Annotated in this window: 20 protein-coding genes; 10 read left to right on the top strand and 10 right to left on the bottom strand. The window is 47.3% G+C overall.

Annotation, left to right across the window (positions count from 1 at the left end; genetic code table 11):
- Window positions 1–3 precede the first annotated feature (3 nt).
- Both ACMXI2_RS12580 and ACMXI2_RS12575 read left to right on the top strand, forming a co-directional pair.
- Window positions 4–1,167 (top strand): efflux RND transporter periplasmic adaptor subunit, encoded by a 1,164-nt coding sequence (locus ACMXI2_RS12580; RefSeq protein ID WP_483781921.1) that lies wholly within the window; start codon window positions 4–6, stop codon window positions 1,165–1,167.
- Window positions 1,168–1,227: 60 nt separating this feature from the next.
- Window positions 1,228–2,850, top strand: a complete 1,623-nt coding sequence (locus ACMXI2_RS12575) for a hypothetical protein (RefSeq protein ID WP_483781920.1) — start codon at window positions 1,228–1,230, stop codon at window positions 2,848–2,850.
- Window positions 2,851–3,021: 171 nt separating this feature from the next.
- Here the strand turns inward: ACMXI2_RS12575 and ACMXI2_RS12570 are convergent, their stop codons facing one another.
- The gene (locus ACMXI2_RS12570) at window positions 3,022–4,230 is read right to left on the bottom strand and encodes a DUF763 domain-containing protein (protein WP_483781919.1); all 1,209 of its coding nucleotides are present in this window, start codon (window positions 4,228–4,230) and stop codon (window positions 3,022–3,024) included.
- 19 nt (window positions 4,231–4,249) lie between these two features.
- Entirely contained in the window at window positions 4,250–4,915 is a 666-nt protein-coding gene (locus ACMXI2_RS12565) for an MgtC/SapB family protein (RefSeq protein WP_483781918.1), read from the bottom strand.
- A gap of 134 nt (window positions 4,916–5,049) precedes the next feature.
- Here ACMXI2_RS12565 and ACMXI2_RS12560 point away from each other — a divergent pair, with 134 nt between their 5' ends.
- From ACMXI2_RS12560 to ACMXI2_RS12550, 3 genes are all read left to right on the top strand, one after another.
- Window positions 5,050–5,247 (top strand): hypothetical protein, encoded by a 198-nt coding sequence (locus ACMXI2_RS12560; protein ID WP_483781917.1) that lies wholly within the window; start codon window positions 5,050–5,052, stop codon window positions 5,245–5,247.
- A gap of 75 nt (window positions 5,248–5,322) precedes the next feature.
- Window positions 5,323–5,562: a hypothetical protein gene (locus ACMXI2_RS12555; RefSeq protein ID WP_483781916.1), complete on the top strand. Its 240-nt coding sequence runs from the start codon at window positions 5,323–5,325 to the stop codon at window positions 5,560–5,562.
- Window positions 5,563–5,700: 138 nt separating this feature from the next.
- Window positions 5,701–7,473 carry an ABC transporter ATP-binding protein gene (locus ACMXI2_RS12550; protein ID WP_483781915.1) on the top strand — a complete coding sequence of 591 codons (1,773 nt, stop codon included), beginning with the start codon at window positions 5,701–5,703 and terminating at the stop codon, window positions 7,471–7,473.
- 228 nt (window positions 7,474–7,701) lie between these two features.
- Here ACMXI2_RS12550 and ACMXI2_RS12545 read toward each other — a convergent pair whose 3' ends face one another.
- Window positions 7,702–8,175, bottom strand: a complete 474-nt coding sequence (locus tag ACMXI2_RS12545; RefSeq protein WP_483781914.1) for an acyl-CoA thioesterase — start codon at window positions 8,173–8,175, stop codon at window positions 7,702–7,704.
- 30 nt (window positions 8,176–8,205) lie between these two features.
- The gene (locus tag ACMXI2_RS12540) at window positions 8,206–10,698 is read right to left on the bottom strand and encodes a TonB-dependent receptor (protein WP_483781913.1); all 2,493 of its coding nucleotides are present in this window, start codon (window positions 10,696–10,698) and stop codon (window positions 8,206–8,208) included.
- Window positions 10,699–11,046: 348 nt separating this feature from the next.
- Here ACMXI2_RS12540 and ACMXI2_RS12535 point away from each other — a divergent pair, with 348 nt between their 5' ends.
- Window positions 11,047–11,805: a DUF695 domain-containing protein gene (locus ACMXI2_RS12535; RefSeq protein ID WP_079471908.1), complete on the top strand. Its 759-nt coding sequence runs from the start codon at window positions 11,047–11,049 to the stop codon at window positions 11,803–11,805.
- Between the two features lie 216 nt (window positions 11,806–12,021).
- On the opposite strand, the gene ACMXI2_RS12530 is transcribed toward ACMXI2_RS12535, so the two are convergent.
- Window positions 12,022–12,183, bottom strand: a complete 162-nt coding sequence (locus ACMXI2_RS12530) for a DUF1328 domain-containing protein (RefSeq protein WP_483781912.1) — start codon at window positions 12,181–12,183, stop codon at window positions 12,022–12,024.
- Window positions 12,184–12,509: 326 nt separating this feature from the next.
- Between ACMXI2_RS12530 and ACMXI2_RS12525 the strand changes: the two genes are divergently transcribed.
- Window positions 12,510–14,258 carry a hypothetical protein gene (locus ACMXI2_RS12525; RefSeq protein WP_483781911.1) on the top strand — a complete coding sequence of 583 codons (1,749 nt, stop codon included), beginning with the start codon at window positions 12,510–12,512 and terminating at the stop codon, window positions 14,256–14,258.
- A 57-nt stretch (window positions 14,259–14,315) separates the two neighbouring features.
- Window positions 14,316–15,383, top strand: a complete 1,068-nt coding sequence (locus tag ACMXI2_RS12520) for an NAD(P)H-dependent flavin oxidoreductase (RefSeq protein WP_483781910.1) — start codon at window positions 14,316–14,318, stop codon at window positions 15,381–15,383.
- On the opposite strand, the gene ACMXI2_RS12515 is transcribed toward ACMXI2_RS12520, so the two are convergent.
- From ACMXI2_RS12515 to ACMXI2_RS12500, 4 genes are read right to left on the bottom strand one after another with little or no spacing between them, the layout of a single operon-like run.
- Entirely contained in the window at window positions 15,373–15,924 is a 552-nt protein-coding gene (locus ACMXI2_RS12515) for a putative glycolipid-binding domain-containing protein (RefSeq protein ID WP_483781909.1), read from the bottom strand. The genes ACMXI2_RS12520 and ACMXI2_RS12515 overlap by 11 nt on opposite strands.
- Window positions 15,925–15,927: 3 nt before the next feature.
- On the bottom strand, window positions 15,928–18,222 hold the full coding sequence (locus tag ACMXI2_RS12510; RefSeq protein ID WP_483781908.1) for an FdhF/YdeP family oxidoreductase: 2,295 nt from the start codon (window positions 18,220–18,222) through the stop codon (window positions 15,928–15,930).
- 18 nt (window positions 18,223–18,240) lie between these two features.
- The gene (gene fdhD, locus ACMXI2_RS12505) at window positions 18,241–19,065 is read right to left on the bottom strand and encodes a formate dehydrogenase accessory sulfurtransferase FdhD (RefSeq protein WP_483781907.1); all 825 of its coding nucleotides are present in this window, start codon (window positions 19,063–19,065) and stop codon (window positions 18,241–18,243) included.
- A gap of 8 nt (window positions 19,066–19,073) precedes the next feature.
- Window positions 19,074–20,084 (bottom strand): NADP-dependent oxidoreductase, encoded by a 1,011-nt coding sequence (locus tag ACMXI2_RS12500; RefSeq protein WP_483781906.1) that lies wholly within the window; start codon window positions 20,082–20,084, stop codon window positions 19,074–19,076.
- Window positions 20,085–20,232: 148 nt separating this feature from the next.
- Between ACMXI2_RS12500 and ypfJ the strand changes: the two genes are divergently transcribed.
- Window positions 20,233–21,096 (top strand): KPN_02809 family neutral zinc metallopeptidase, encoded by an 864-nt coding sequence (ypfJ, locus tag ACMXI2_RS12495; RefSeq protein ID WP_483781905.1) that lies wholly within the window; start codon window positions 20,233–20,235, stop codon window positions 21,094–21,096.
- Window positions 21,097–21,159: 63 nt separating this feature from the next.
- On the opposite strand, the gene pncB is transcribed toward ypfJ, so the two are convergent.
- On the bottom strand, window positions 21,160–22,326 hold the full coding sequence (gene pncB / locus ACMXI2_RS12490) for a nicotinate phosphoribosyltransferase (protein ID WP_483781904.1): 1,167 nt from the start codon (window positions 22,324–22,326) through the stop codon (window positions 21,160–21,162).
- A gap of 34 nt (window positions 22,327–22,360) precedes the next feature.
- Between pncB and ACMXI2_RS12485 the strand changes: the two genes are divergently transcribed.
- Window positions 22,361–22,783: a hypothetical protein gene (locus ACMXI2_RS12485; RefSeq protein ID WP_483781903.1), complete on the top strand. Its 423-nt coding sequence runs from the start codon at window positions 22,361–22,363 to the stop codon at window positions 22,781–22,783.
- Window position 22,784 lies beyond the last annotated feature (1 nt).

The following is a 22,784-nucleotide window of genomic DNA, read 5'->3' as shown; positions in this document are numbered from 1 at the left end:
ATTATGCAGTTATTCCAAAAACATATAGCCTTTACCGTTATCATCTTTTTATTTGTTTCCTGTGGAAGTAAACAAACACCCACTACTACAGATGCCCATGATCATGAAGAGGAGTCCGGTGTTGTAGAGTTGACTGCTGCGCAGTTTAAAACAGCAGGTATCACTTATAGTAAACCTGAGAACCGGCAGATCAGCGGCGCCGTGAAAGTAAACGGGCTGCTAGATGTACCACCGCAGCAACAGGTAAGTATTTCTGTACCGATGGGTGGATTTATAAAGCAAACCAGTTTGTTGCAGGGAATGCCGGTAAAACAAGGGCAGGTAATTGCGGTACTGGAAAACCTCGACTACATCCAGTTACAGCAGGATTACCTCGAAGTAAGCAGTCAGCTGGAGTATGCCACAAAGGAATACGACCGCCAGCAGGAATTGGCCAAAGAAAATGTGAATGCCCGGAAAACGCTGCAGCAGGCCAAAGCCAGCTGGCAAACCCTGCAGGCCAGAGAAAATGGACTCAGGCAAAAATTGTCGGTACTGAACATCAACCTGCCTGCTTTACAAAAAGGGAATATTCAGCGTACCATTAACGTATATGCGCCAATCAGCGGTTACGTAACACAGGTGAATGTGAACCTGGGCCAATTTGTAACGCCGACGGATATACTTTTCCGCATTGTGAATACGGAGCATCTGCATGCGGAGCTGACCGTGTTTGAAAAAGATGTACCCCGGCTAAAGATCGGTCAGTTGGTGCGCTTCACGCTCGCCAATGAAACTACGCCGCGCACAGCCACGGTTCACCTGATTGGCCGCGAAATAAGCCCGGAACGTACAGTAAGGGTGCATTGCCACCTGGAGGAAGAAGATACACAGTTGCTTCCGGGCACTTACCTCCAGGCGATGATTGAAACCGGTGCTGCTGCCGTAAAGGCATTGCCCGATGCCGCTGTGGTGAATTTTGAAAACAAGGCATATGTATTTGTGAAGAAACCGGGCACAGACAGCACCTTTCATTTCAATATGCTGGAAATAAAGAAAGGCAGCAGCGAACTGGGTTATACGGAAGTGACCTTCCCGGAAGATGCGCCGGAAGGTGAGGTGGTGGTAACAGGCGCGTATGATCTGCTGGCTAAGCTGAAAAACAGCGGCGAACATGAAGGGCACTAGCCAGGTATTCATCTTATTAATTTAAATAATTTCATATATTTGAAATTATTAATTAGTAAGATGATGAACTATTTGAGATGGCCCGCTCTTTTGGGTGCTTTGCTGATCACCAGTTTCTCCATAGCCCAGGTTCCGGTAGTAACCCTGGGACCCGACTTTGCCGGGCCGGGGGATGGCTGGGATAAACTGATGCAGTTGAGGAATGGTAACACGGTATACCTGCATTTCTCCAAAAAGGACGGGCTGCTGGTAAATATTTATGACACAGCCCGGGCGCTGAAAGCGACAGATACCGTGCACGCGCAGCAATGGAATGCGGCCGACCTGGAGTCTACCGAAATAGATGGCATCTTTGAAATAAACGGTCAGCCGGTACTCTTTTTACAGCAACTTGTAAAGTACAATCCCGTGATGTACCGCCTGGTACTGGATGGGGAAACAGGGAAGTTACTGCGGGAGGACAAACTGGGGGAACTGCCTACCATACAGCATCGCAGCGTATTTGTAGATGACAACCTCGCCTCCCATGATATGTATGTGGAGAAAGATGCCTACAGCGATTACTATGCAGTAGCCCTGTTTTCGGGTGCAACTATCCAGAAAAACGACAGCGCTCATGAACGCATCCGCGTACTGCACTTTTCACCGGCTCATGAAATCATTAACAGCGGATTGTTTTATCTGCCGGATTCTTCGTATAGCTATTTCAGTTATATCAACATGGCTGTGAAGGGAAAAGAAAAAGTATACCTGGGCACAGTGGGTTTTAATGCCAAACGAAAAGACGACGCAGCGGCGAAGGTACTCTTCTCCATGTTATCACCCGATTCGGCTACGTTTGCACACGAGGTGCTGGATTATACCGCCGGTTTTGGAAATGTAGGCGGAGAAATCCAGGTGGCTGCTTCACAGGTGCGGCTGCTGCTCTATGTATCTTCCAAACAAAAAGAAGGGTACACGGGCATAATGATGAATACTTTCCTGGAATCTACCGGTAAACTGAAGAAGCACGTGCAGCTGTCGTTTCCGGAGCTTTCACGTAATGTGCAGCAAAACCTGAATTATAAAGAGGAATATACAGGCACACCACAACGGTTATACCTGAACGAAGATGGAAGCAGCACCCTGCTGATGGAAAGTCTCTCATTTTTTAAACAGGGCAATTCCCAGCTGAACAAACTGCACACTAATCTTGGTGATATCGGGATCACCTTACTGGATACGGCAGGAAGGGAGAATTCCACCCTGGCCGTTTCCAAATACCAGGTGATTACAGGTGTTTGTGAACCTTTTCAGTTGCAACGCCGCAGTAAAAGTGAATGGGTGTTTCGCAATAAGATCGCCGCGCTGAATACCAACACCTGGTTGTCGTACGACTATATCCCCGTGCCCGATGTATCCTTTGTACTTTTCAACGACTATCTCCAGTACCTCGATACCGGCGGACAGGATAAAGTGCGTAAGCCCCTGAAATATGCAACAGATGCAAACTTTGTTTGCTACCGTTTTTATAAAGGAAAGATGGACCGGTTGTTTCTTTTCGGTGCGCCGGAAGTAACGAAGGGATATGCGTGTATGATGGGAGCGGCAGACTATAACGCACAAACGCGGATATATGCCACGGTATTGGTTTCAAGAAAGGGCCTGGAGAAAAAAGCGAATATTGCGTGGATAAAGTTCTAGTCGGACAGATGCAGTATTGGTTCAAAGGCTGGTCCAACCTTTGGGTATTACGTTCGTCCGGAATTGGTTAACCGCGTTATGCGCCAGTTTTTAATTCCTTTTGCATGATGGTGACTTCCGGAACGGTAAGTCTATTGTAATTGATCATGGATTCCGTTATTTATCTTCTGCTCAGAAAAGGGTTAACTGGTCGCCGCCTTTGGGTGCGGAAGGTTTTACAGCTTTTCCGAAAACGGTTCTGCCGCCGTATCTCCAGGAATCACGGCGTTCCTGTTCTATTACGTTATCAAAATTGGTATTGGGCTCAAAATCTTTTTCAATCTGCTGCGAAAGTACCGATAGCTTTCTGATGGCATCCTTCTTATCTGATTCCCCGACCTTAGCTTTTTGCAACGCTTCCTTCAGGGTATGAATGGTTTCATCATAGATCCGCGTGGGTACAGGGAAAGGGTGACCATCCTTGCCTCCATGCGCAAACGAAAAGCGGGCGGGATCTTCAAACCGGGAAGGAGTGCCATGAATCACTTCACTCACCAGCGTAAGCGACTGCAGCGTTCTGGGGCCTACGCCTTCCAGCATCAGGAGGGTTTCAAAATCTGCGGGGTTGGTATCGTGTGCCAGGGCCAGCACGCTTCCCAGTCTTTTCAGGTTTACATTTTCTGCTCTCACATCATGATGGGAAGGCATTATGAGGTTGCGTATTTCGGGCAGCAGGTGCGCCGGTTTTTCTTTTGTAAGCTGAAGGATCCCTGTTTTGGTAGCACCGGCCTGTAAGTCGGTGAGATTAAGGATCCTGCCCTGGTTACGCCCATAGATAAAGGTATGGGGCGCTTCAGTATACGATTGGAAGGCCGACGAATGCCAATGATAGCGCCTGGCCATACTGCTCGCATCATTCATGCCCTGTTGCACTACTGCCCATTCGCCTTCATCTGACAAAATGAAGGAATGCAGGTAAAGCTGAAAGCCATCCTGAACGGCGGTGTTATCTACTTTAGCGGTAAGTTTGCTGCTGTACACGAGCTGGTCGCCGGGCAGGCCGGTTTTGTTGGCAATGGCAGTGAGTTCTGCCGGCGTTTGTTTGCTGTGGCGCCCTTTACCGCCGCAGATATAGATACCCAGTTCAGCAGAGCGGGGATTGATTGCTTTTTTCAGGGCGCCCATTACGCTGGTGGTAATGCCTGAAGAGTGCCAGTCCATACCCAACACGCAGCCCAGCGCCTGGAACCAGCAGGGATCACTGAGTTTTCTAACCACTTCTCCTTTACCGTAATCGGTCACAATAGCCTCTACAATAGCGCCGCCCAGAAGGCTCATCCGCTTTGCCAGCCAGGGTGGAACCTGGCCGTAATGTAAAGGCAGATCTGCATATGATGGCATAATATTTCAATTAAAGATCTTACGATGGGTTGGCCTGTATCTCGTATTGGGAGATGTTGCTGTTAGTCAGCAGGAAATTATCAAACTGCTCCATGTTTTCGTGGCTGCCCCGCACCGCGTAATTTACTTCCACAATATGGTCCTTTCTTAGTATCATCATTCTTTTATACTTCAGGTTAAACCCCTGTAGGATATTTTCAACCTCTATATGTGGAAATTTTTCTTCATGAAAAAAAATTGTGTAATAACGTTTAACATTTATGTCCGCAATTTTTCTTTCTACAAATTCCAGTATAATCAGTACAATCAGCGCACCGGCAAGGGCTGAAGCAGCCAGCAGGTATTGACTCATACCAACGGCCATGCCAATGGCGGCGGCAATCCAGATAGATGCTGCAGTGGTAATGCCATCTATGCTGTAATCCCCTTTGAAAATAACGCCCGCTCCGATGAAACCCACGCCCGTAAGGATGTTGGAGGCTACACGGTCTGCCGAATGTGGATATCCCAATTCAGCAGAAAGTATCGTGAATACGGTACTGCTCATGCATATCAACGTCATGGTACGCATGCCTGCCGCCTTTCGTTTATATTCTCTTTCAAGACCCAGTAATGCACCCATTACCAATGCTATCAGCACTTTCAGTATCTGGTCTTCTTCTACGATATGCAATACATCTTTCATTGTCTGAAAATATATACCTGCAAATGTACGTGTTGGCACAATTCTTTCCTTTAACAATTGTAACAGGATATTGAACTGCTTGCTTTAATGTCTGTTATAAATACAATCTATCTATCACTATAAAAAAATCAACAATGGAAGCCTTTTTCTATAAATCATGCGTGGTACTTTGTTTAGCCGGTATCCTGAGTTTTTTTCTCTTTGCGTGTAACAGTTCCAAAGAGGCCGGCCAGGAAGCCGATTCCGCCGCTGTATCCATGCCTTCGGTAGACAGTACCAGCGTTATACCTGTAGATACCACTAAAACCAAACCGGATTCAACCCGTTTGTAAACTGTTACGCCTGTTTAAGGAGGACGCTTTGTTAACTGATATAAACGCATTACCTCACCCTTAAACACTCAGTTTATGAAAGTAACACACATGCTCATGCTGGCAGGTATATCGGCATTAATGCTCGCTGCATGCGGAAACGGTAATAAGTCCGGGACCGATTCAACGGTAAACACCACCGATACGGCCGGTATGATACAACAGGACACTGTACCTGCGGCACAGGCGCCTCCGGGAGCCATCAATCCGGGGGAAGATTCTTCCCGCTTTGGGACAGGCGCCGGCGATTCATCCAAAAACAGACCACGGCCTTAGCCGTACTTATAATGCCTCTGGTATTTGTATTTCCTGTAACGGAAAGCGATTCCCCGGAGGCATTATAGATTTTATCCCGCTTTTTGCAATATATTTGGATACGTTTCGTCTACCTCTATCAATAAAGATTATATCCGAATGCAAAACGACACCACAACCCCGGCGGCAAAGCAACCCATTAAGGTAGCCGCTCTGAAAAAAACATTCCGCCTCTTCCGTTATGTAAAACCCTACTGGCCTGAGTTTTCGTTAGGTCTTATTTTTCTCCTGATTTCAAGTTTAGCCGGATTGGCCTTCCCGAAACTATTGGGTAACCTGGTAGATCCGAAAAGCAATGAACACTTGTTTAATGGCATGAATAAAGCCGGCGTACTGCTGATTGGCGTACTGGTGGCCCAGGCCATTTTTTCTTTCTTTCGCATTGTGTTATTCGTTAATGTAACAGAAAAAACACTGGCAACGCTTCGCCAAACTATTTATAGCCATCTGATCCGCCTGCCGATGAAATTTTTCCTGGAAAGAAGGGTGGGAGAGCTTAGCAGCCGTATTTCCTCAGATATTTCCCTCTTACAGGAAACGTTTACCACCACCCTGGCAGAGTTTATCCGGCAGATGATTATCATCATCGGGGGAGTGGTTATTTTATTGGTTACCTCGCCGCATCTGACCATTTTTATGCTGGCCATTTTACCACTGATGATGGTAGCCGCCGTGGTTTTTGGCAAATTTATCCGTCGTTTTTCCAAACAGGTACAAGAACAGGTAGCTGCTTCCAACACCGTGGTGGAGGAAACATTGCAGGGCGTTTTGAATGTAAAGGCTTTTGCGAATGAATTTTTTGAAATTGCCCGCTACCGGCAGCGCACCAATGAAGCAGCCAGGCTGGGTATGAAAAGCGGGAAATTCCGCGGGGCCTTCTCTTCCTTTATCATCATGGGCATCTTTGGTGCACTGGTAGCCGTTATCTGGAGAGGCGTTTCCATCGGTATGCCTACGTCAGACCTCCTGTCATTTGTACTGTACTCCCTGTTCATAGGCGGATCTATTGCGGGGCTTGCAGAAGTATATACCAACCTGCAGAAGAGCATCGGCGCTACGGAACACCTGCTGGAAATACTGGATGAACCTGCGGAAGATATCACCGCGGTAACGGCCATTGCACCGGAAAACCAGCTGGACGGGCAAATCAGCTTCCGCAATGTATCCTTTCATTATCCTTCCCGTCCGGATCTTACTATCATGAACGATGTTTCCTTTGATGTATATGCCGATCAGAAGGTGGCATTGGTTGGCCCCAGCGGCGCCGGGAAAAGTACGGTCGTGTCCTTACTGCTACGCCTATACGATCCGGTAAGCGGCAGCATCCTCTTTGATGGCAAGGAAAGCACCGCATTTCCGCTGTCGCAGCTCCGTTCACAAATGGCGGTGGTGCCCCAGGATGTGTTCCTTTTCGGCGGCACCATTGCAGAAAATATCGCCTATGGCAAGCCTGGCGCCACTCCTGAAGAAATGGAGGAAGCCGCGAAAAAGGCCAATGCCTGGGAATTCATACAGCGGTTCCCGTTAGGTCTTCAAACAGTGGTGGGGGAAAGGGGAATACAACTTTCCGGCGGACAGCGGCAGCGTATTGCCATAGCAAGGGCGGTATTGAAGAATCCCCGCATCCTGATACTGGATGAAGCTACATCTGCATTGGACTCTGAATCAGAGAAACTGGTGCAGGACGCGCTGGACAAGCTGATGGAAGGCCGGACCTCGATCGTAATTGCGCACAGGCTGGCTACTGTACGCCAGGCCGATAAAATAATTGTACTGGACAAAGGGCATATTGTGGAAGAAGGTACACACAGCGAATTAATAGGACTGGATGGCCTGTACCGGACGCTGAGCGATATGCAGTTCGCAAGTTAGGCGCCTTCGGCGCTTTTAAATTGTCTTGGAGCATGATTAAACTGATTATACTGATTTTAAGGATTTGATCATATGTGATTTTATAAAGGATTAAGGGAGATAAAAGCGGATATATTCACTTTTATCTCCCTTAATCCTTTATAAAATCAAAAAGTAAAAATCAAGCTAATCAATATAATCAGTTTAATCATGCTCCAAGACAATTTAAATCGCCGAAGGCGATCTCCACTACATGTAGGGTCTCATCTCCTCATCGATATCTTTCCGCAGATCCATTAGTTTTTTTGCATAGCCTTCCATACTTATTTCGTTGGCAGTTTGTGGCGTCCATTTAGGAACAGGCACGGTTTTGCCGTGATCGTCCACAGCTGCAAAAACCATTACGCAGTGGGTGGTTTTTGCTTTCTGCTGCTGACGCGGATTGCCCGCAAATACATCAATAGAAATATGCATGCTGGTATTGCCGGTATAAATGATTTTCGCATCTATTTCCACCAGGTCGCCGATGGAGATTGGTTTAAAAAAACGGATCCCCCCTACGTATACCGTAACGGCATATTGCCCGCTCCAGTTGGCCGCACAGGTATACCCTGCCTGGTCAATCCATTTCATAACAGAGCCGCCATGTACTTTCCCGCCGAAATTTACATCTGATGGTTCAGCAAGAAACCGCAGGGTAATAGTATGATAAATAGAATCCATAAGTGTCGTTTACAAACGACAAAATACGAATTAAAAATTATCACCTCCACCCATTTCTCCGTTGTTGTTTTCTTTGGACTTGTTATTCTTTCTTTTAAAGAGATGCGTGTCCATTTTACCAAAGCGCCAGGTGGCGTTGAGTCTCAGCTCACGGGTGGCGCGTTTACGGTAATTTTCCTGCTCGGAAAAGCTGGTAGTGGTATAGGTAAGATTACGATCGGTATTGAATATATCCGCGATCCCGAGGGAGATGGACAATGCTTTATTTTTAAGCAGGTCCTTTTTAATGGCAGCATCGGCCGACCATTTCGGCTCTCTTTCGCCCTGTGGCAGAATTTGTTTAGATTCATACTCAGCGCTCACCTGGAAAGTGAGGTTCCACGGCAGTTTGGTGTTGCTGTTCAATTTACCAAACCAGGTAAGTCCCTGGTTAGAAAGATTGCTGCCATTGCTGGTAGCGTCTATCTTTGTTTGTGCCAGGTTTACGTTGGTGGTCAGGTCCCATATTTCTGTAAGCTGACTTCTCAGCGTAAATTCTGCGCCATATGAATTCCGGGTACTGGCATTAATAGGATAGGAGAGCAATACATGCTGATCCTGCCCGTTCAGGTTGAGAGTGGTATCTACATAAAAATCAGTGATGGCATTGTTGGTATTGCGGTAGTATAGGGATACCAGCAGGTTGTGTTTATGCGCAATGTCTTTCAGGTAAGATAATTCAAAGGAGTTGGTGAACTCCGGTTTCAGCTGCGGATTACCGGTACTGGCGCTTTGCCCGCTGTAGTCGATGGTGGGCAGCAGATCGCGGAACCAGGGCCGGCGGATCCTGCGGCTATAGTTGAGTTGCAACTCATGATCGCCCTTAAATTTCTGCGAGAGGAAAATGCTCGGGAACAGGCTGATGGGATAATTGATCTTATAGGAAGATTTCTGCCCCAGTCTCGTTTCTCCGTCGTAGTTCGATTGTTCTGCCCTTAAGCCAACCTGGTAGCCGAAATGATCTTTAGCGCCGGTGTAGCTTACATAACCCGCGTTGATCTGTTCCTGGTAGTGATAACTATTGGAGAGTGCTGTATCCAGTGAGAAATCGCCGGATGGATAATTCTGGCCATAGGTATTGGTAAAATTATCAAACTGGCGGGTGTTGCTGCGCAGCCCCATTTCAATTTTGGATTTTTCTGTCAGCGGTTTTACATAATCCACCTGGGCGGTAATATATTTGGTAGTTCCTTCTCCGCTGCCATAGCGTAGTTCGGGCTTTTTAGGATCATAGATCGGCCGGCCGGAAAGATCAAAATATTGCAGGGAATAATCGGAACTGTTGTTGCCGGTAGCATAGTTATAGGTGAAATCTGCGGTCAGTTCTTCTCCTTCTTTGGCAAACGTGTGCTTATAACCCAATTGTGTAGTGTAGTTGCGGAATCCGTTCAGTGTATTGTTGATCCCTGTACCATAGCGTACTTTCTGCTGCTTGTCGTCCAGCTCATTTAATATTTGATTATTATACCGGTTGAAATTACCGCCGGTGATATTTTCAGATATCGTGATGGTATTACGGTTATCGATGAACCAGTCGAACCCGATGCGGCCGGTCTGGAATTTCCGGTAGAAGTCACCGTCTTCCAGCTGTTCCGTATATGAGGTGGTATCAGCCCCCAGGTTTTTACGGAAAAGGCGGCTGGTCATAGGTGATTTGCGGTTACGGAGATTATAATTGATAAAGAAGTTAAACTTCTCCTGGCGCAGGTTGAAGTCGACACCAACATTGGTGCTGCCGAGTGAAGTAATGCCGGCATTGACAGCGCCGTTGATGCCTGCTTTCTTATTTTTCTTCAGCACAATATTGAGGATCCCGCTCATGCCTTCTGCGTCGTATTTGGCGGAAGGGTTGGTGACCACTTCAATGTTCTGGATAGCGTCTGCGGGGATCTGGTCCAGTGTGAGGGTAGAAGGGCGGCCGTCAATGAAGATGGTGGGAGCGCCATTGCGCACGGTTACGTTTCCGTCGATGTCCACATTCACAGAAGGTACTTGTTTCAGTACATCAGTGGCGGTACCGCCGATACTGGCGAGGTTCTTTTCTACATTAAATACTCTTTTGTCGATAGCCATTGTAAAGGCTGGTTTCTCGCCCACTACATTCACGGCGGCGAGCGATTTTACATTCGCTTTCAGTTTGATATTACCGATGTCTACACTGTTGGTTCTGTCAGACAGCACCGTAGTTTTATAAACGGTTTCATACCCGATAAAGTTAATCTTCAGGATATATTTACTCAGCGCAATATTTTCAAAACTGAAGTCCCCGTTGGTTTTGGAGAGCATACCTGTCTGCACAGAGGAGTCAGGGCGCAACAGCGCTACAGATGCGTACTCAATAGGTTTGCCGGTTTGTGCATCCAGCAGTTTGCCGTAAATAACGCCCGTGCTGGCGGAGGCGGCTTTCCCACCCGGTTGTTGCGCCACAGCAGTAATACAAAACAATAACAGCCAGCCTGTAATTAACGATACAATTTTTCTCATAATAGCTTCCAACAATTTATAGCCCTGTAAAATTACCTTTTATGAATGAAGAATCACCTGTTTTTAGGATGAAAGGTTGGTTGGAACCCTTTACAGTCCGCTGTTTCAACTACATAATTACGCAGGATTCCTTGTGGTAGCCGGTTGTAGGAATATGCAGAGAAAATACCACAAGTGTTAATTAGTGTTAAGCCTGTTTTTAAACCGGCATAATTGAGTGGAGGCCAACGCATAGCATACGCTAATTTTTGTGGATAAAAAAGAGGTCAATACAAGTTTATCGTTTCTATTGTATTACAGAGCTACGTATCTTTACAGCCAGCTGTTGCGTTATTTTAATTTTTTTATATGCATAAGGATTACCGACCGGACTGGGATATTTATACGTGCCATATTGAAGAAAGTCCAGCAGTAATAGGCCTTGACCTTGATCTGAGACGATTTGCACCATTAAAGGAAAAGCCGAATGCCATATATATAACGGTATATCTTAACAATCCACGTGAGGACGGATTCCCGCAGAACGATGAATTTGCCGTCATGGGTGAAATTGAGGACAGTTTGGTGGAGCAACTGCAAACCAAACTGGATGCGCATTTTGTAGGCCGCACCTTTTCAAATGGCGTACGTGATTTTTACTTTTATTCAGGCACCACATTGCTGCATGACAAATTCATTGCGGATGCAATGGTTAATTTTCCTGATTACCGTTACGACTACGGCGTAAAGGAAGATAATAACTGGGAACTATATTTTGATTTTCTCTTTCCTGATGTATACGAATTTCAGCGCATTCAAAACAGGAAGGTGCTTCGTATGCTGCGCCAGCACGGGGATGCGTCAGAAAAAGAACGTATCATTGAGCATTGGATCCACTTCAGAACAGAGGAAGATAAAATTGCTTACTGGGAGCATATCAAGGAAAATGGTTTTGCGCTGGCCAGAGAAGAAAAAACAGACAACCCTGAATTTCCCTATAAATTATGCATTTCCCGCTCCGACAAAGCCAGTGAGGCCACCATCGACAGCGTGGTAATGAGCCTTTGGGAACTGGCCCAGCAGGTGAATGCAGAATATGACGGCTGGGAAACCAGCATCATGAAGTAGTTTGTGGATTTTGTCTGACTCAGGATTACGCTGATTATACTAATTAATTTGATTTGATCAGGTCTGATTTTAGAGGATTCTGGGAGATAAAAGCGACTTATTCGCTTTTATCTCCCAGAATCCTCTAAAAGATCCAAAAAATAATTCAAGGAAATCAGCATAATCAGCGTAATCCGGCTCCAAGACAATTTACAACCGCCGAAGGCGGTTCAACACCTATTTTCGCAGCATGCCTGTCAGTAAAGAAATAGCAAATAACACCAGGAAAATGTAAAAGAGGATCTTGGCGATAGATGCTGCTCCGGCGGCGATGCCTCCGAAACCAAATACAGCTGCGATAATAGCTACAATAAAAAAGATGAGTGCCCAGCGTAACATAACGAGAACTTTAAGGTGAACAAATAATATTAATATCTGTAACACTTTTCCAGGTAATCCGTTCAATTTTACACAATTATCATTCCGGTAAGTACAATAATTGCGGTTGTTACTATTTCATTTTTTTTCGATATACTTGTTACCTGCTGCTAGATTTGAGGAATTATTTCAAAATATGGCCTACACTAACTGTCTTATGCTGGCTGATTGGCCTGCAGAGTCCTGTCTGTTTATACGCAGAAGGCCAACAGTTCCCGCTTGCAGCGGACACTATCCCCCATAAAAGTAGTGGCCTCTTCAAAAAAATCGGGGAATACCGCGATTCTATGCGCAATAAAGAGTACCGTCAATTGCTGATAAAACGTATTACCAAACAGGACGAACCGGTACATTCCAATGATAACGACAGCACCATCATCAAAAGTGAGGCGTATTTTACCCCCTTTGCGGGCAAAGTGATCAGAAATATCTACTATAGAAAAGTAAAGGTTTTTGGTCCGCGTAATATCAATGATACCACCTTCACCACCAGCATGAAGCTAATCCACCTGGCCAACCGTATGCACTACGATTCCAGGGAATGGGTGATCCGGCAGTCATTGTTCTTCCGGGAAGATCAACCGCTGGATCCCTTTGAAATGGCCGACAATGAACGTTACCTGCGTAACCGGCCGTTTATACAAGATGCCCGTTTGTATGTGAAAAACGCCGCCGGCGATTCCATCGACGTGGAAGTGGTGACAAAAGATCTCTTTGAATATGGCGTAGACATTTCACAGTTTAGCGCCAAAGATATCAGGGCTAATGTATCCAACAATGACCTGTTTGGCGCAGGACAGGGCCTTAGAGTTGGCATGCAGTGGCGTTCCGATTATTCCCCCACCTGGAACACGGAAATGAGGTATACAAAATACAACCTGCTGGGATCTTTCATAGATATGAGCCTCGGCTATACCACCCTGAATAACTATGCCCAGCTGGATACCAACGCCTTTGAAGGCGCGGTATTTATTAATTTCAATAAACCGTTGTACCGCAACTCTGCTAAGGTGGTGGGCGGTTTTGCACTGTCAAAGAACTGGTCCATTAATATCCGCGGATCATTACCGGAATCCGGCGACAGCATTTACCGCGACTATGTATATTCTGTGATAGACGGGTGGATCGGCTATAACTTCATCAACAACTATAAACACGATGGCACCATCGGGAAAAAGCCCAATTTTGCGGTGCTGGCCAGGCACTATAACTTATCTTTTCAGCGAAAGCCGGACCAGCTAAGGTATAAAGACGATCCCGTTTATAATAATCACCGCCTCTACCTGCTGGAACTACAGGCTTACCGCATCGATTACTTTAAAGCCCACTACTTTTTTGGCTTTGGCCGTACAGAGGATATTCCCCTGGGATACAATATCAGCGCCACCAGCGGCTGGGAAAGCTGGAAAGACCGGAGAAGGATCTACACCGGTATTGAAGCACAGAAATTCTGGACCACCAGGAACCAGGGACTTTTTAATTCTACCATCGGTCTTAGCACCTTCTGGCTCAACAACGCCTGGGAAGACGGCGTAATACATGCCCGCCTGGAATATTACAGCCGGTTGCTGAATATCCGGAAATCGCGGTTCCGCCAGTTCCTGAACATCGATTACCTCAACAGCCCTAACCCGTTTTTTAATAAGCCGCTCAACATCAATATGGAATACGGCATCTGGGGGTACAGGAATACTATGATCAATGGCTTTCAACGCCTAAACCTGGGATCAGAAACCGTGTACTACAGTCCCCTGAAATTCCTAGGTTTCAAATTCAATTTCTTTACGGCGCTACAGGCATCCATGATCACCAACAAAAGTGATGACCTGCTCCGCAACCCGGTTTACCTCGGACTGGGAGGCGGTTTCCGGGTGCGTAATGAAAACCTCTCGCTGAACACGATCAAAGTTTCCGGCTACTATTATCCCAATGCGCCGGCCCCCATGAACAAGCTGATGCTGGAAATTACCACGATCGTTGATTTTCGCTTTGATGTATCTGCACTACGCGCACCCACGGTGCTGAACTTCCGCTAAAATCATGCACCGGAAAGCTCGTCATTCCGTAAATTTATAATACTAAACCGTTGTGTCATGGAATGGAAGAATGAACTGACCCGTATGCTGGGGATCACTTATCCGCTGATACAGGCGCCTATGTTGGGAATCACCACGCCGGCGATGGTAGCCGCCGTGAGCAATAGCGGGGGAATGGGGTCCTTACCGGTAGGCGGACTGCCACCGGAGAAAATAACAGCGCTGATCCGGGAGGTAAAAGGATTAACACAACAACCGTTTGCCGTGAACCTCTTTGTTTATGAGCCAGCGGAACATTACGACCGGAAGATATTTGAAGATATGCAGGAGTTCCTGCAATTCCTGTATGGCGCCAACAGGCTTGCCGCTGCACCGGTGAACTTCGACGAAGTACCTTTTTATTCATGGAGAGACCAGCTGCCGCTTATCCTGGCAGCCGGTATCAAATATGTGAGCTTTACATTTGGGATGCCTGATGAAGATGGGTTCCGGCTGCTGAAGGAGCATCATGTGCTGCTGATGGGAACAGCCACCTCGGTGGAAGAGGCCACCGTACTCGCTTCAGCCGGAACGGATGTGGTGATTGCACAGGGCTTTGAAGCGGGTGGGCACCGTGGCTCTTTCCTGCCGGGGAGGCTGCCGCAGGTAGGCACGCTCGCGTTGATACCACAGGTGGCAGATCGTGTACACGTGCCCGTTATTGCCGCCGGGGGAATAATGGATGGCAGGGGAGTAGCCGCTGCAAAAATGCTGGGCGCCGCCGGGGTTCAATTGGGCAGCCTGTTCCTCAAGGCCCATGAAAGCCTTGCTACACCTGCACATAAAGCCGCATTGGCCGATATAACGGACACGGGTACACTGCTTACCCGCGCATTATCCGGTCGTTGGGCAAGAGGCGTCCGCAATACCCTGATCACGGAAATTGAAGCCTCCGGACTACCCATCAGTGAGTATCCTTACCAAGATGCGTTAACGCAGCCGATCCGTAAAGTAGCCAGGGAGCTGGGTAATCCTGCGTTTGTAAATATGTGGGCCGGACAGGCAGCCGGAAAAGCGCGTGCCTGGAGTACTGCAGATATTTTTGCGGAGCTGGTCCGTGAAACGGCATTGCTCTTTAATAAGTAATGCGTTGGAAGATCCCGGGATAATCTTTCACAATATCATTTTCATCAAAAGGCAGTTCTGCCGTGAAATCTGTGGATACATTATCATACAGGTATTCGTGCTGGCCAATGCGGGTATAGCGTTGCTGTACTTTCTGCAGTTCAAATTCCGGCAGGTTGATGTACAGCATATCCAGCAGTTTACTTTCCTGTAATTCGAATTGGAGTCGTTTTACCGGTAGTGTATTGGTAAAAGGAGTCAGTGAAATATCAATGTCGATGCAATTATCAAATGCGTCGATGTGGTTATTATCTTTATCAAACCAATGGCCATGCAGGTCGGAAGTGAGCTTTAGTTCTGTTGGCGTGAGTCCTTCCTGTTTAATATGAAAGGACGACACCTGCCATAATGCTGTGATCTCAATTTTATAATGAATACAAAATGGTTGTTGATTCCTTACTCCGTTGATACAACCGGTGGCGAGCTTCCCCGTTCCACTTTCCTGCAGGGTAAAATATTCAGTTGCCGGCCATAATAATGCCTGCCATATAATGGGTTGCATGCGCTATTTTTTTATAGTCGATGATTTTATTTTGATAATCACCAGTTTTGATGTAGGCGTATTGCTTTTATCTGCTACGCTATCTACCGGCACCAGTACATTGGTTTCCGGGAAATAGGTGGCGGTACATTTTTCAGGTATGTGATAAGATACAATAATGAAGCCATATGCTACACGTTCTTTGCCACCGTGATAATTATAGAGATCTACCACATCGCCCGGGTGGAATCCGGCAGCGGCAATATCCGCAGGATGCATGAATATCACCCGCCGCTCATGGTACACACCGCGGTAACGGTCGTCCAGCCCGTATATAGTAGTATTGAACTGATCATGGCTGCGAATGGTCATCATCATATACTCGTCGATGGCCAGCGGTGTGGTTAATACATCCGCGATGTTGAAATTGGCTTTGCCATTGTAGGTATTGAACTGTCCATCCCGCGCACCGTTGGGCAGATAGAACCCTCCCGGATGCCTCACCCTTTTATTATAATTATCGAAACCCGGAATTACTTTTTCAATATCGTTGCGTATGTGATCATAGTGCCGGGCATAGTCCGCCCAGGGTACGCGCGACTTTTCGCCGAGCAGGGTCATGGCCAGTTCGCAGACGATAAGGGGCTCGCTTCTCATATCGTTGGATACCGGTTGCAGGTTACCTTTGGACATCTGGATGACGCCCATAGAGTTTTCGCAGGTCACAAATTGTTGTTCGCCATGCTGGATATCTTTATCGCTGCGGCCGAGGCAGGGCAGTATCAGGGCTTCTTTGCCATGCACAACATGGCTGCGGTTTAATTTCGTAGATACGTGCACGGTAAGATCACAGCTACGCAGTGCTTCCGCGGTATACAACGTATCCGGTGTGGCGGAGAGAAAGTTGCCGCCCATTGCCATAAACACTTTGGCATCTCCGTGGTGCATGGCGTTGATGGCATGTACCACATCGTAGCCGTGTGCCCGTGGCGGCTGGAATCCGTATACAGCGTTAATTTTATTGAGGAGCTCAGCAGAAGGTTGTTCATAAATGCCCATCGTCCGGTCGCCTTGCACATTGCTATGCCCGCGTACCGGGCAGGTACCTGCTCCGGGCTTGCCGATACTGCCTTTCAGCAGCAGCAGGTTCACCACTTCGCGGATCGTGTCTACTGCATTTTTGTGCTGGGTGAGTCCCATTGCCCAGCAGGCAATGATCTTCCTTTTATGGAACAGGGTCTGTGCCGCCTGTTGTATCAGTTCGGGCGCTACGCCGCTATCGGCTATCAATTGCGGGAGCGACTGCGTTTTCAGATGGGCGATATAATCCTCATAGCCCTGGGTATTTCCGGCTATAAATTCCTGGTCGAATACGCTGCCGGGCACACGTTCTTCTTCCTGTAACATCAGCAGCAACAAGGCTTTCAGCAGGGCCATATCTCCATTGATCTTTACCTGCAGAAAAATATCTGTGAGATGCGTTTTTATATTTAATACCCCTTTAATGGTTTGCGGATTCAGGAAATTCAGCAGACCTGTTTCGGGTAAAGGATTTACCGATATGATGGTAGCGCCGTTGGCCTTTGCCTTCTGCAAAGCCGTGAGCATACGCGGGTGGTTGGTTCCGGGATTTTGTCCTAATATAATAAGGACTTCTGCCTCATGTATATCTTCCAGGGTAACAGATCCTTTACCTATTCCAACAGCATCACTCAGGGCTACGCCACTGGATTCGTGGCACATATTGGAACAGTCGGGCAGGTTGTTGGTGCCATATTCGCGGACCATTAACTGGTAGAGGAAAGCCGCTTCATTACTGGTTCTGCCGGAGGTATAAAATACGGCTTCATCCGGTGAGGATAATTTATGAAGATGACCGGCAATGATTTTATAAGCGTCTGCCCAGGCGATGGGAGTATAATGTGTGGCGCCGGGAGCGAGGTGCATAGGTTGCGCTATCCTGCCTTTCTTGCCTATTTCGTAATCCGTTAATTCCCCTAGATCAGCGACGCTGTACTGCGCAAAAAAGTCAGGTGTCACTCTTTTTGTAGAGGCTTCTTCCGCAACGGCTTTAGCGCCATTTTCGCAATATTCCGCGATGCCGGATCTTTCATCATCGGGATCGGGCCATGCGCAGCCGGGGCAATCGAATCCATCTTTCTGATTGAGTTCCAGGAGTGCTTTCATGCCACGAAAGGCATTCATTTCATGGAGGATGTGCCGCATGCTGGACACTACTGCAGGAATGCCTGCTGCTACTTGTTTGGGTGGCTCCAGTCTGATACCAGTGAACCGCACCGGGTTTTCTGCACTATCCATAAAAGGTAATTTTATTAATTAAGCATCAATTCTTTCTGCTCCGCTGTAAATATTAAAACGTTGATCTTTCAGGAATCCCAGCAGGGTAATGTTCCATTCAACGGCCATTTTTACTGCCATGCTGGAAGGGGCGCCTATGGCGGCAATAACAGGTATCCCTGCCATAGCGGCTTTCTGTATCAGCTCAAATCCTGCACGGCCGCTGAGTAGCAGGATACATTCATCCAGCGGTGTTAACTGTTGTTGCAGGGCGGCGCCTATGAGTTTGTCCACCGCATTGTGGCGGCCAATATCTTCCCGCAGCAGGAGTAATTCCATGTTGCGGTTGAAGAGAGCGGCGGCGTGTAATCCGCCGGTAGATTCAAACAGCGCCTGTTCATTACGCAGTATAGCAGGCAGCCCGAATAATTGTCCGGCCGTGAGGCGTAAGGAAGTGCGATTAACGGAAACGCCTGTATGAATGGCGGCAATATCAGTTTTGCCACACACACCACAGGCGGCCGTGGCGGCAAAATTCCGCTGGGTATTGCCCAGTTGAGCTACTATGGCAGGTTTCAGATGAACGGTAGCAACGCTGCCGCTATCATTTTCCGACAAAATGATTTCCTGGATGGCAGCCTGGTTACCGATCACCCCTTCTGTAAACAGGAAGCCGGCGGCCAGTTCAATATCCTCACCAGGCGTACGCATGGTAACAGAAATGTTCTGCTGCCGGCGGTTATGAGAAGGCCCATGCACCAGTCTTATTTCGAGTGGATCTTCTGTAGCAAGCGTATCACTGGCATCAGTGATATTTCCGGCGGCTACTTTTTTAACGCGGGTGTGAACAACTGCATTTGTCATACTCAAAATTACACTTTCACTACCATCTTACCGCTGTTTCTTCCCGAAAATAATCCGAGGAGTGCTGATGGCAAATGATCAAATCCTTCTTCCACAGTTTCGGTATATTTTATTTTCCCGGCTTTTACCCATTCCGACAATTGTTTGAAACCTTCGCCGAACCTGCTGGAATAGTTGCCGATAGTAAAGCCCTGCATAAGGATGCTCCTGGTTACCATAAGGGGCTGGATACGTGGCCCCACGGGTATTTCCGTGGAATTATACAGCGCAATCTGCCCGCATAGCGGTACCCGTGCAAAGAAATTGAGGTGTTTGATCACAGCGTCGGAAATATCGCCACCTACGTTGTCGAAATAAATATCTACGCCATTAGGGCAGGCCGCAGCTACGGCAGCATCCATATTGGCGTTGCCTTTGTAGTCGATGGCGGCATCGAAATCAAAAATATCTGTGAGCATCTTTACCTTTTCGGCGCCGCCGGCAATACCTACTGCACGGCAACCCATTATTTTCGCAATTTGCCCTACAATGATGCCTACCGCGCCGGCAGCACCGGATACCACCACCGTTTCCCCGGCTTTGGGCTTGCCGATATCGACCATACCAAAGTAGGCGGTTAGTCCAGGTACGCCGAGGAGACCGAGATAATAAGTAAGCGGGATGCTGTCATCAATTTTACGGAGATGGCCGGCAGGAAAAATGGCGGCTGTTGCCCAGGGCAGGAAGGGGCGGGGACCGCTGCCCATTACTTTATCACCGGCTTTAAAAAGGGCGCTTTTACTGTTGGTGACTTCTGCCACGCCGCCGCTTTCAATAGGCTCGCCCACCTGGAACGGGGGGATATAGGACCTTGCGTCATTCATACGGCCACGCATATACGGATCTACGGAAAAGTAAAGTGGTTTTACCATTACTTCATCTTCCTGCAGTTCCGGCAAGATGGCATCCACTATTTCAAAGTTGCTGGCTACAGGTAATCCTTTGGGCCTGGCGGAGAGGAGGATCTGCTTTATTTTCATACACAGGGGTGTTTATAAGTGAGGAATGGCAATGACTATTTAACAGGTAAAAAATGCTTTTGTTTACCCTGGGGGAAAAGAGTGGAATTAACGATGAAAAATGTACATTCGGGGTAAGAATCTTCACCACTTAAATTTAAAATCTACTATGCGTCTTGATGATGAAGAAATGAGCGAAAACGTCGAGAAACGGACCGGTGGCGGCATGCGCAAAATCGGTGTTGGCGGCGGTATTGGCACCATTGTCATTATAGTGCTGGCATTGATCTTTAAGCAGGACCCGCAGCAGATAATGCAGGCAGTTCAGCAGGTAAGTCCTGGCCAGGAACAGGCCGGAACATCTGAAAAACTCACGAAGGAAAATGCAAGTCCTTTTGAGGTGATGTCTTCCAAGGTACTCCGCAGTACCGAACGGGTATGGAAGCAGGGATTCCAGGAGAGGAACAAAACCTACGAAGTACCGGGTATGGTGTCTTTTGAAAAAGGTACCAATTCCGGTTGCGGCTTTGCGGAATCAGCTATGGGACCGTTTTACTGCCCGGCCGACCGTAAAGTATACCTGGACGTTTCTTTCTTCAATGAACTGGAGCAGCAATTTGGTGTAAAGGGCGATTTCTCAAAAGCTTACGTGATTGCACATGAAGTAGGGCATCACGTACAGAACCTGTTGGGTATCAGTAATAAGTTACAATCCATGCGTTCCCGGCTCAGCGAAAAGGAATACAATAAATTATCGGTGATGCTGGAATTGCAGGCGGATTTCCTTGCCGGCGTTTGGGCCAACCGCGCCAATAAGATCAGGCCTTTCCTGGATCCGGGCGATATTGAATCCGGGTTGAATGCCGCCAGCGCGGTAGGCGACGACCGGCTTCAACAGGCCAGTACCGGCCAGGTGGTACCGGATGCTTTTACCCACGGAACTTCCGAACAAAGAATGTTCTGGTTTAAGAAAGGCTTTGAATCCGGGAATGTGGCTGAAGGGGATACAGGTATCGGCCTGGGGAACTGGTAAGTGACGGTTTCCGGATTTGTTACCTGTAATATGCAGCCAAACAAATCCGGAAACGGTCTGCTGTTAAATATCCAGCATTTCCTTTGCCAGTTCAATCATCCTGGGATCGCCGGTATATTTCCCGTTTACATCAGACAACTTCACAACAGGCGTCCACCGGGTAGCATCTTCGGGCAGGGCCTCATACATCTTAATTACAATATTCAGGGCTGTTAATCCTACATCGTTGGTAAAATTGGTACCGATGCCAAACGACATCCCTATCTTTCCCCGGCAATAGGCGGCGATATCTGCTACTTTCTCATAATTAAGGCCGTCCGAGAAAATGATGGTTTTGCTGAGTGGATCTACGTTTTTGCCCTTATAGTGAATAATAGTGCGGTCTGCAAATAATATAGGATCGCCGCTGTCGTGCCGCACACCGTCAAACAGCCGGGCGAATTTTTTATCGAACTGCTCAAAGAAAACAGGCGTGGTATAGGTATCTGAAAGCGCAATTCCCAGGTCCCCGCGGTATACCTGTACCCAGTTTTCCAATCCAAGCATATTAGCCATCTTAAAGCCGTATTTAGCTGCGTGAAACATAAACCATTCGTGTGCGTGGGTCCCCACGGGCTTTACGCCATTCCGCATGGCCAGGTGTACATTGCTGGTGCCAATAAAACAGCCTTCTCCATAGTCGCGCAACGTTTTCACCACCAGCTTATGAACGGCGAGGGAATGCCGCCGCCGGGTGCCAAAGTCCGCGATAGTAATATCCATCTCTTTATATTTCTCAATTTTTCCCCGGGTAATACGGATTACTTCTTCATCGGCTACCCGTTCCTGGCCGGTTAACTGGTAGTAGAGTTCACAAATGAGCGACATCAGCGGTACTTCCCAAAGGATGGTACGGTACCAGTAGCCATCTGCACGTACTTCCAGGTTTTCGCCCTGTTGTGCAATATGTACTTCAGCAGGATTATAGCGGTAGCCCTGCAGAAAATCGAGGTAGGTGGGATCGAGGTATGGACAGGTAACAGCCAGGTATTCTTTTTCCTCCGGGGTAAGTTGCAGTTCCTGCATGTTATTCACTGCTTCCCGGAGGGCTTCAGCAAAACCCGGCGGAAATGCGTGCTGTCCGCGGTTAATGAAAGTATAACGGGCACGGGCCTTCGGAAACAATTTGATAACACCATGTTGCATGGTGAATTTGTAGAAATCATTATCAAGTAGCGAAGTAAGGATCATATTTGCCGTTTAGATTCACAATAAAATTATATTTTTGCGGTTAACCATATTGTTAGTTACCATGCAGCAGTTTAAAGTTAAATGGCCCCTTAACCCAAAGGAAACCGTGTTATTCAAAGTAAATGGTGTGTACATCAAAAACAACTTTCAGGCAAAACAAGGTACATTGTATATTACAAATGAGAGAATTGTTCTTGAATCAAAGCCTATGATGATGTTTCTTTTATTTGGTATCATTGGTTGGTTGCTTACCCGTAAAAAGATCACCCTGGAATTTCAGCTGTCCGATATTACGGATTTCAGAAGAACTAAACACGGGTTTAATAAAAAAGTGGCCGAGTTTGACCTGATAGATGGCCGCACTGTACGCATCGGTGTTTCCGGTAAATGGGAAGTTTTTGATGCAGCTTACCAGAAGGCGATGATGGATGTACAGCCATTATTCAGTGTAAATTAAT

Source organism: Chitinophaga sp. G7 BAM 1005, assembly GCF_057126945.1.
This window is presented reverse-complemented; position numbering and strand designations above follow the sequence as displayed.

Coding starts and splice junctions, on each gene's coding strand:
- pncB (WP_483781904.1), bottom strand. CDS start 22,326: ATGATCCTTACTTCGCTACTTGATAATGATTTCTACAAATTCACCATG.
- ACMXI2_RS12510 (WP_483781908.1), bottom strand. CDS start 18,222: ATGGATAGTGCAGAAAACCCGGTGCGGTTCACTGGTATCAGACTGGAG.
- fdhD (WP_483781907.1), bottom strand. CDS start 19,065: ATGACAAATGCAGTTGTTCACACCCGCGTTAAAAAAGTAGCCGCCGGA.
- ACMXI2_RS12570 (WP_483781919.1), bottom strand. CDS start 4,230: ATGCCATCATATGCAGATCTGCCTTTACATTACGGCCAGGTTCCACCC.
- ACMXI2_RS12545 (WP_483781914.1), bottom strand. CDS start 8,175: ATGGATTCTATTTATCATACTATTACCCTGCGGTTTCTTGCTGAACCA.
- ypfJ (WP_483781905.1), top strand. CDS start 20,233: ATGCGTCTTGATGATGAAGAAATGAGCGAAAACGTCGAGAAACGGACC.
- ACMXI2_RS12520 (WP_483781910.1), top strand. CDS start 14,316: ATGGAATGGAAGAATGAACTGACCCGTATGCTGGGGATCACTTATCCG.
- ACMXI2_RS12565 (WP_483781918.1), bottom strand. CDS start 4,915: ATGAAAGATGTATTGCATATCGTAGAAGAAGACCAGATACTGAAAGTG.
- ACMXI2_RS12580 (WP_483781921.1), top strand. CDS start 4: ATGCAGTTATTCCAAAAACATATAGCCTTTACCGTTATCATCTTTTTA.
- ACMXI2_RS12525 (WP_483781911.1), top strand. CDS start 12,510: ATGCGCAATAAAGAGTACCGTCAATTGCTGATAAAACGTATTACCAAA.
- ACMXI2_RS12560 (WP_483781917.1), top strand. CDS start 5,050: ATGGAAGCCTTTTTCTATAAATCATGCGTGGTACTTTGTTTAGCCGGT.
- ACMXI2_RS12555 (WP_483781916.1), top strand. CDS start 5,323: ATGAAAGTAACACACATGCTCATGCTGGCAGGTATATCGGCATTAATG.
- ACMXI2_RS12550 (WP_483781915.1), top strand. CDS start 5,701: ATGCAAAACGACACCACAACCCCGGCGGCAAAGCAACCCATTAAGGTA.
- ACMXI2_RS12500 (WP_483781906.1), bottom strand. CDS start 20,084: ATGAAAATAAAGCAGATCCTCCTCTCCGCCAGGCCCAAAGGATTACCT.
- ACMXI2_RS12530 (WP_483781912.1), bottom strand. CDS start 12,183: ATGTTACGCTGGGCACTCATCTTTTTTATTGTAGCTATTATCGCAGCT.
- ACMXI2_RS12575 (WP_483781920.1), top strand. CDS start 1,228: ATGATGAACTATTTGAGATGGCCCGCTCTTTTGGGTGCTTTGCTGATC.
- ACMXI2_RS12540 (WP_483781913.1), bottom strand. CDS start 10,698: ATGAGAAAAATTGTATCGTTAATTACAGGCTGGCTGTTATTGTTTTGT.
- ACMXI2_RS12535 (WP_079471908.1), top strand. CDS start 11,047: ATGCATAAGGATTACCGACCGGACTGGGATATTTATACGTGCCATATT.
- ACMXI2_RS12515 (WP_483781909.1), bottom strand. CDS start 15,924: ATGCAACCCATTATATGGCAGGCATTATTATGGCCGGCAACTGAATAT.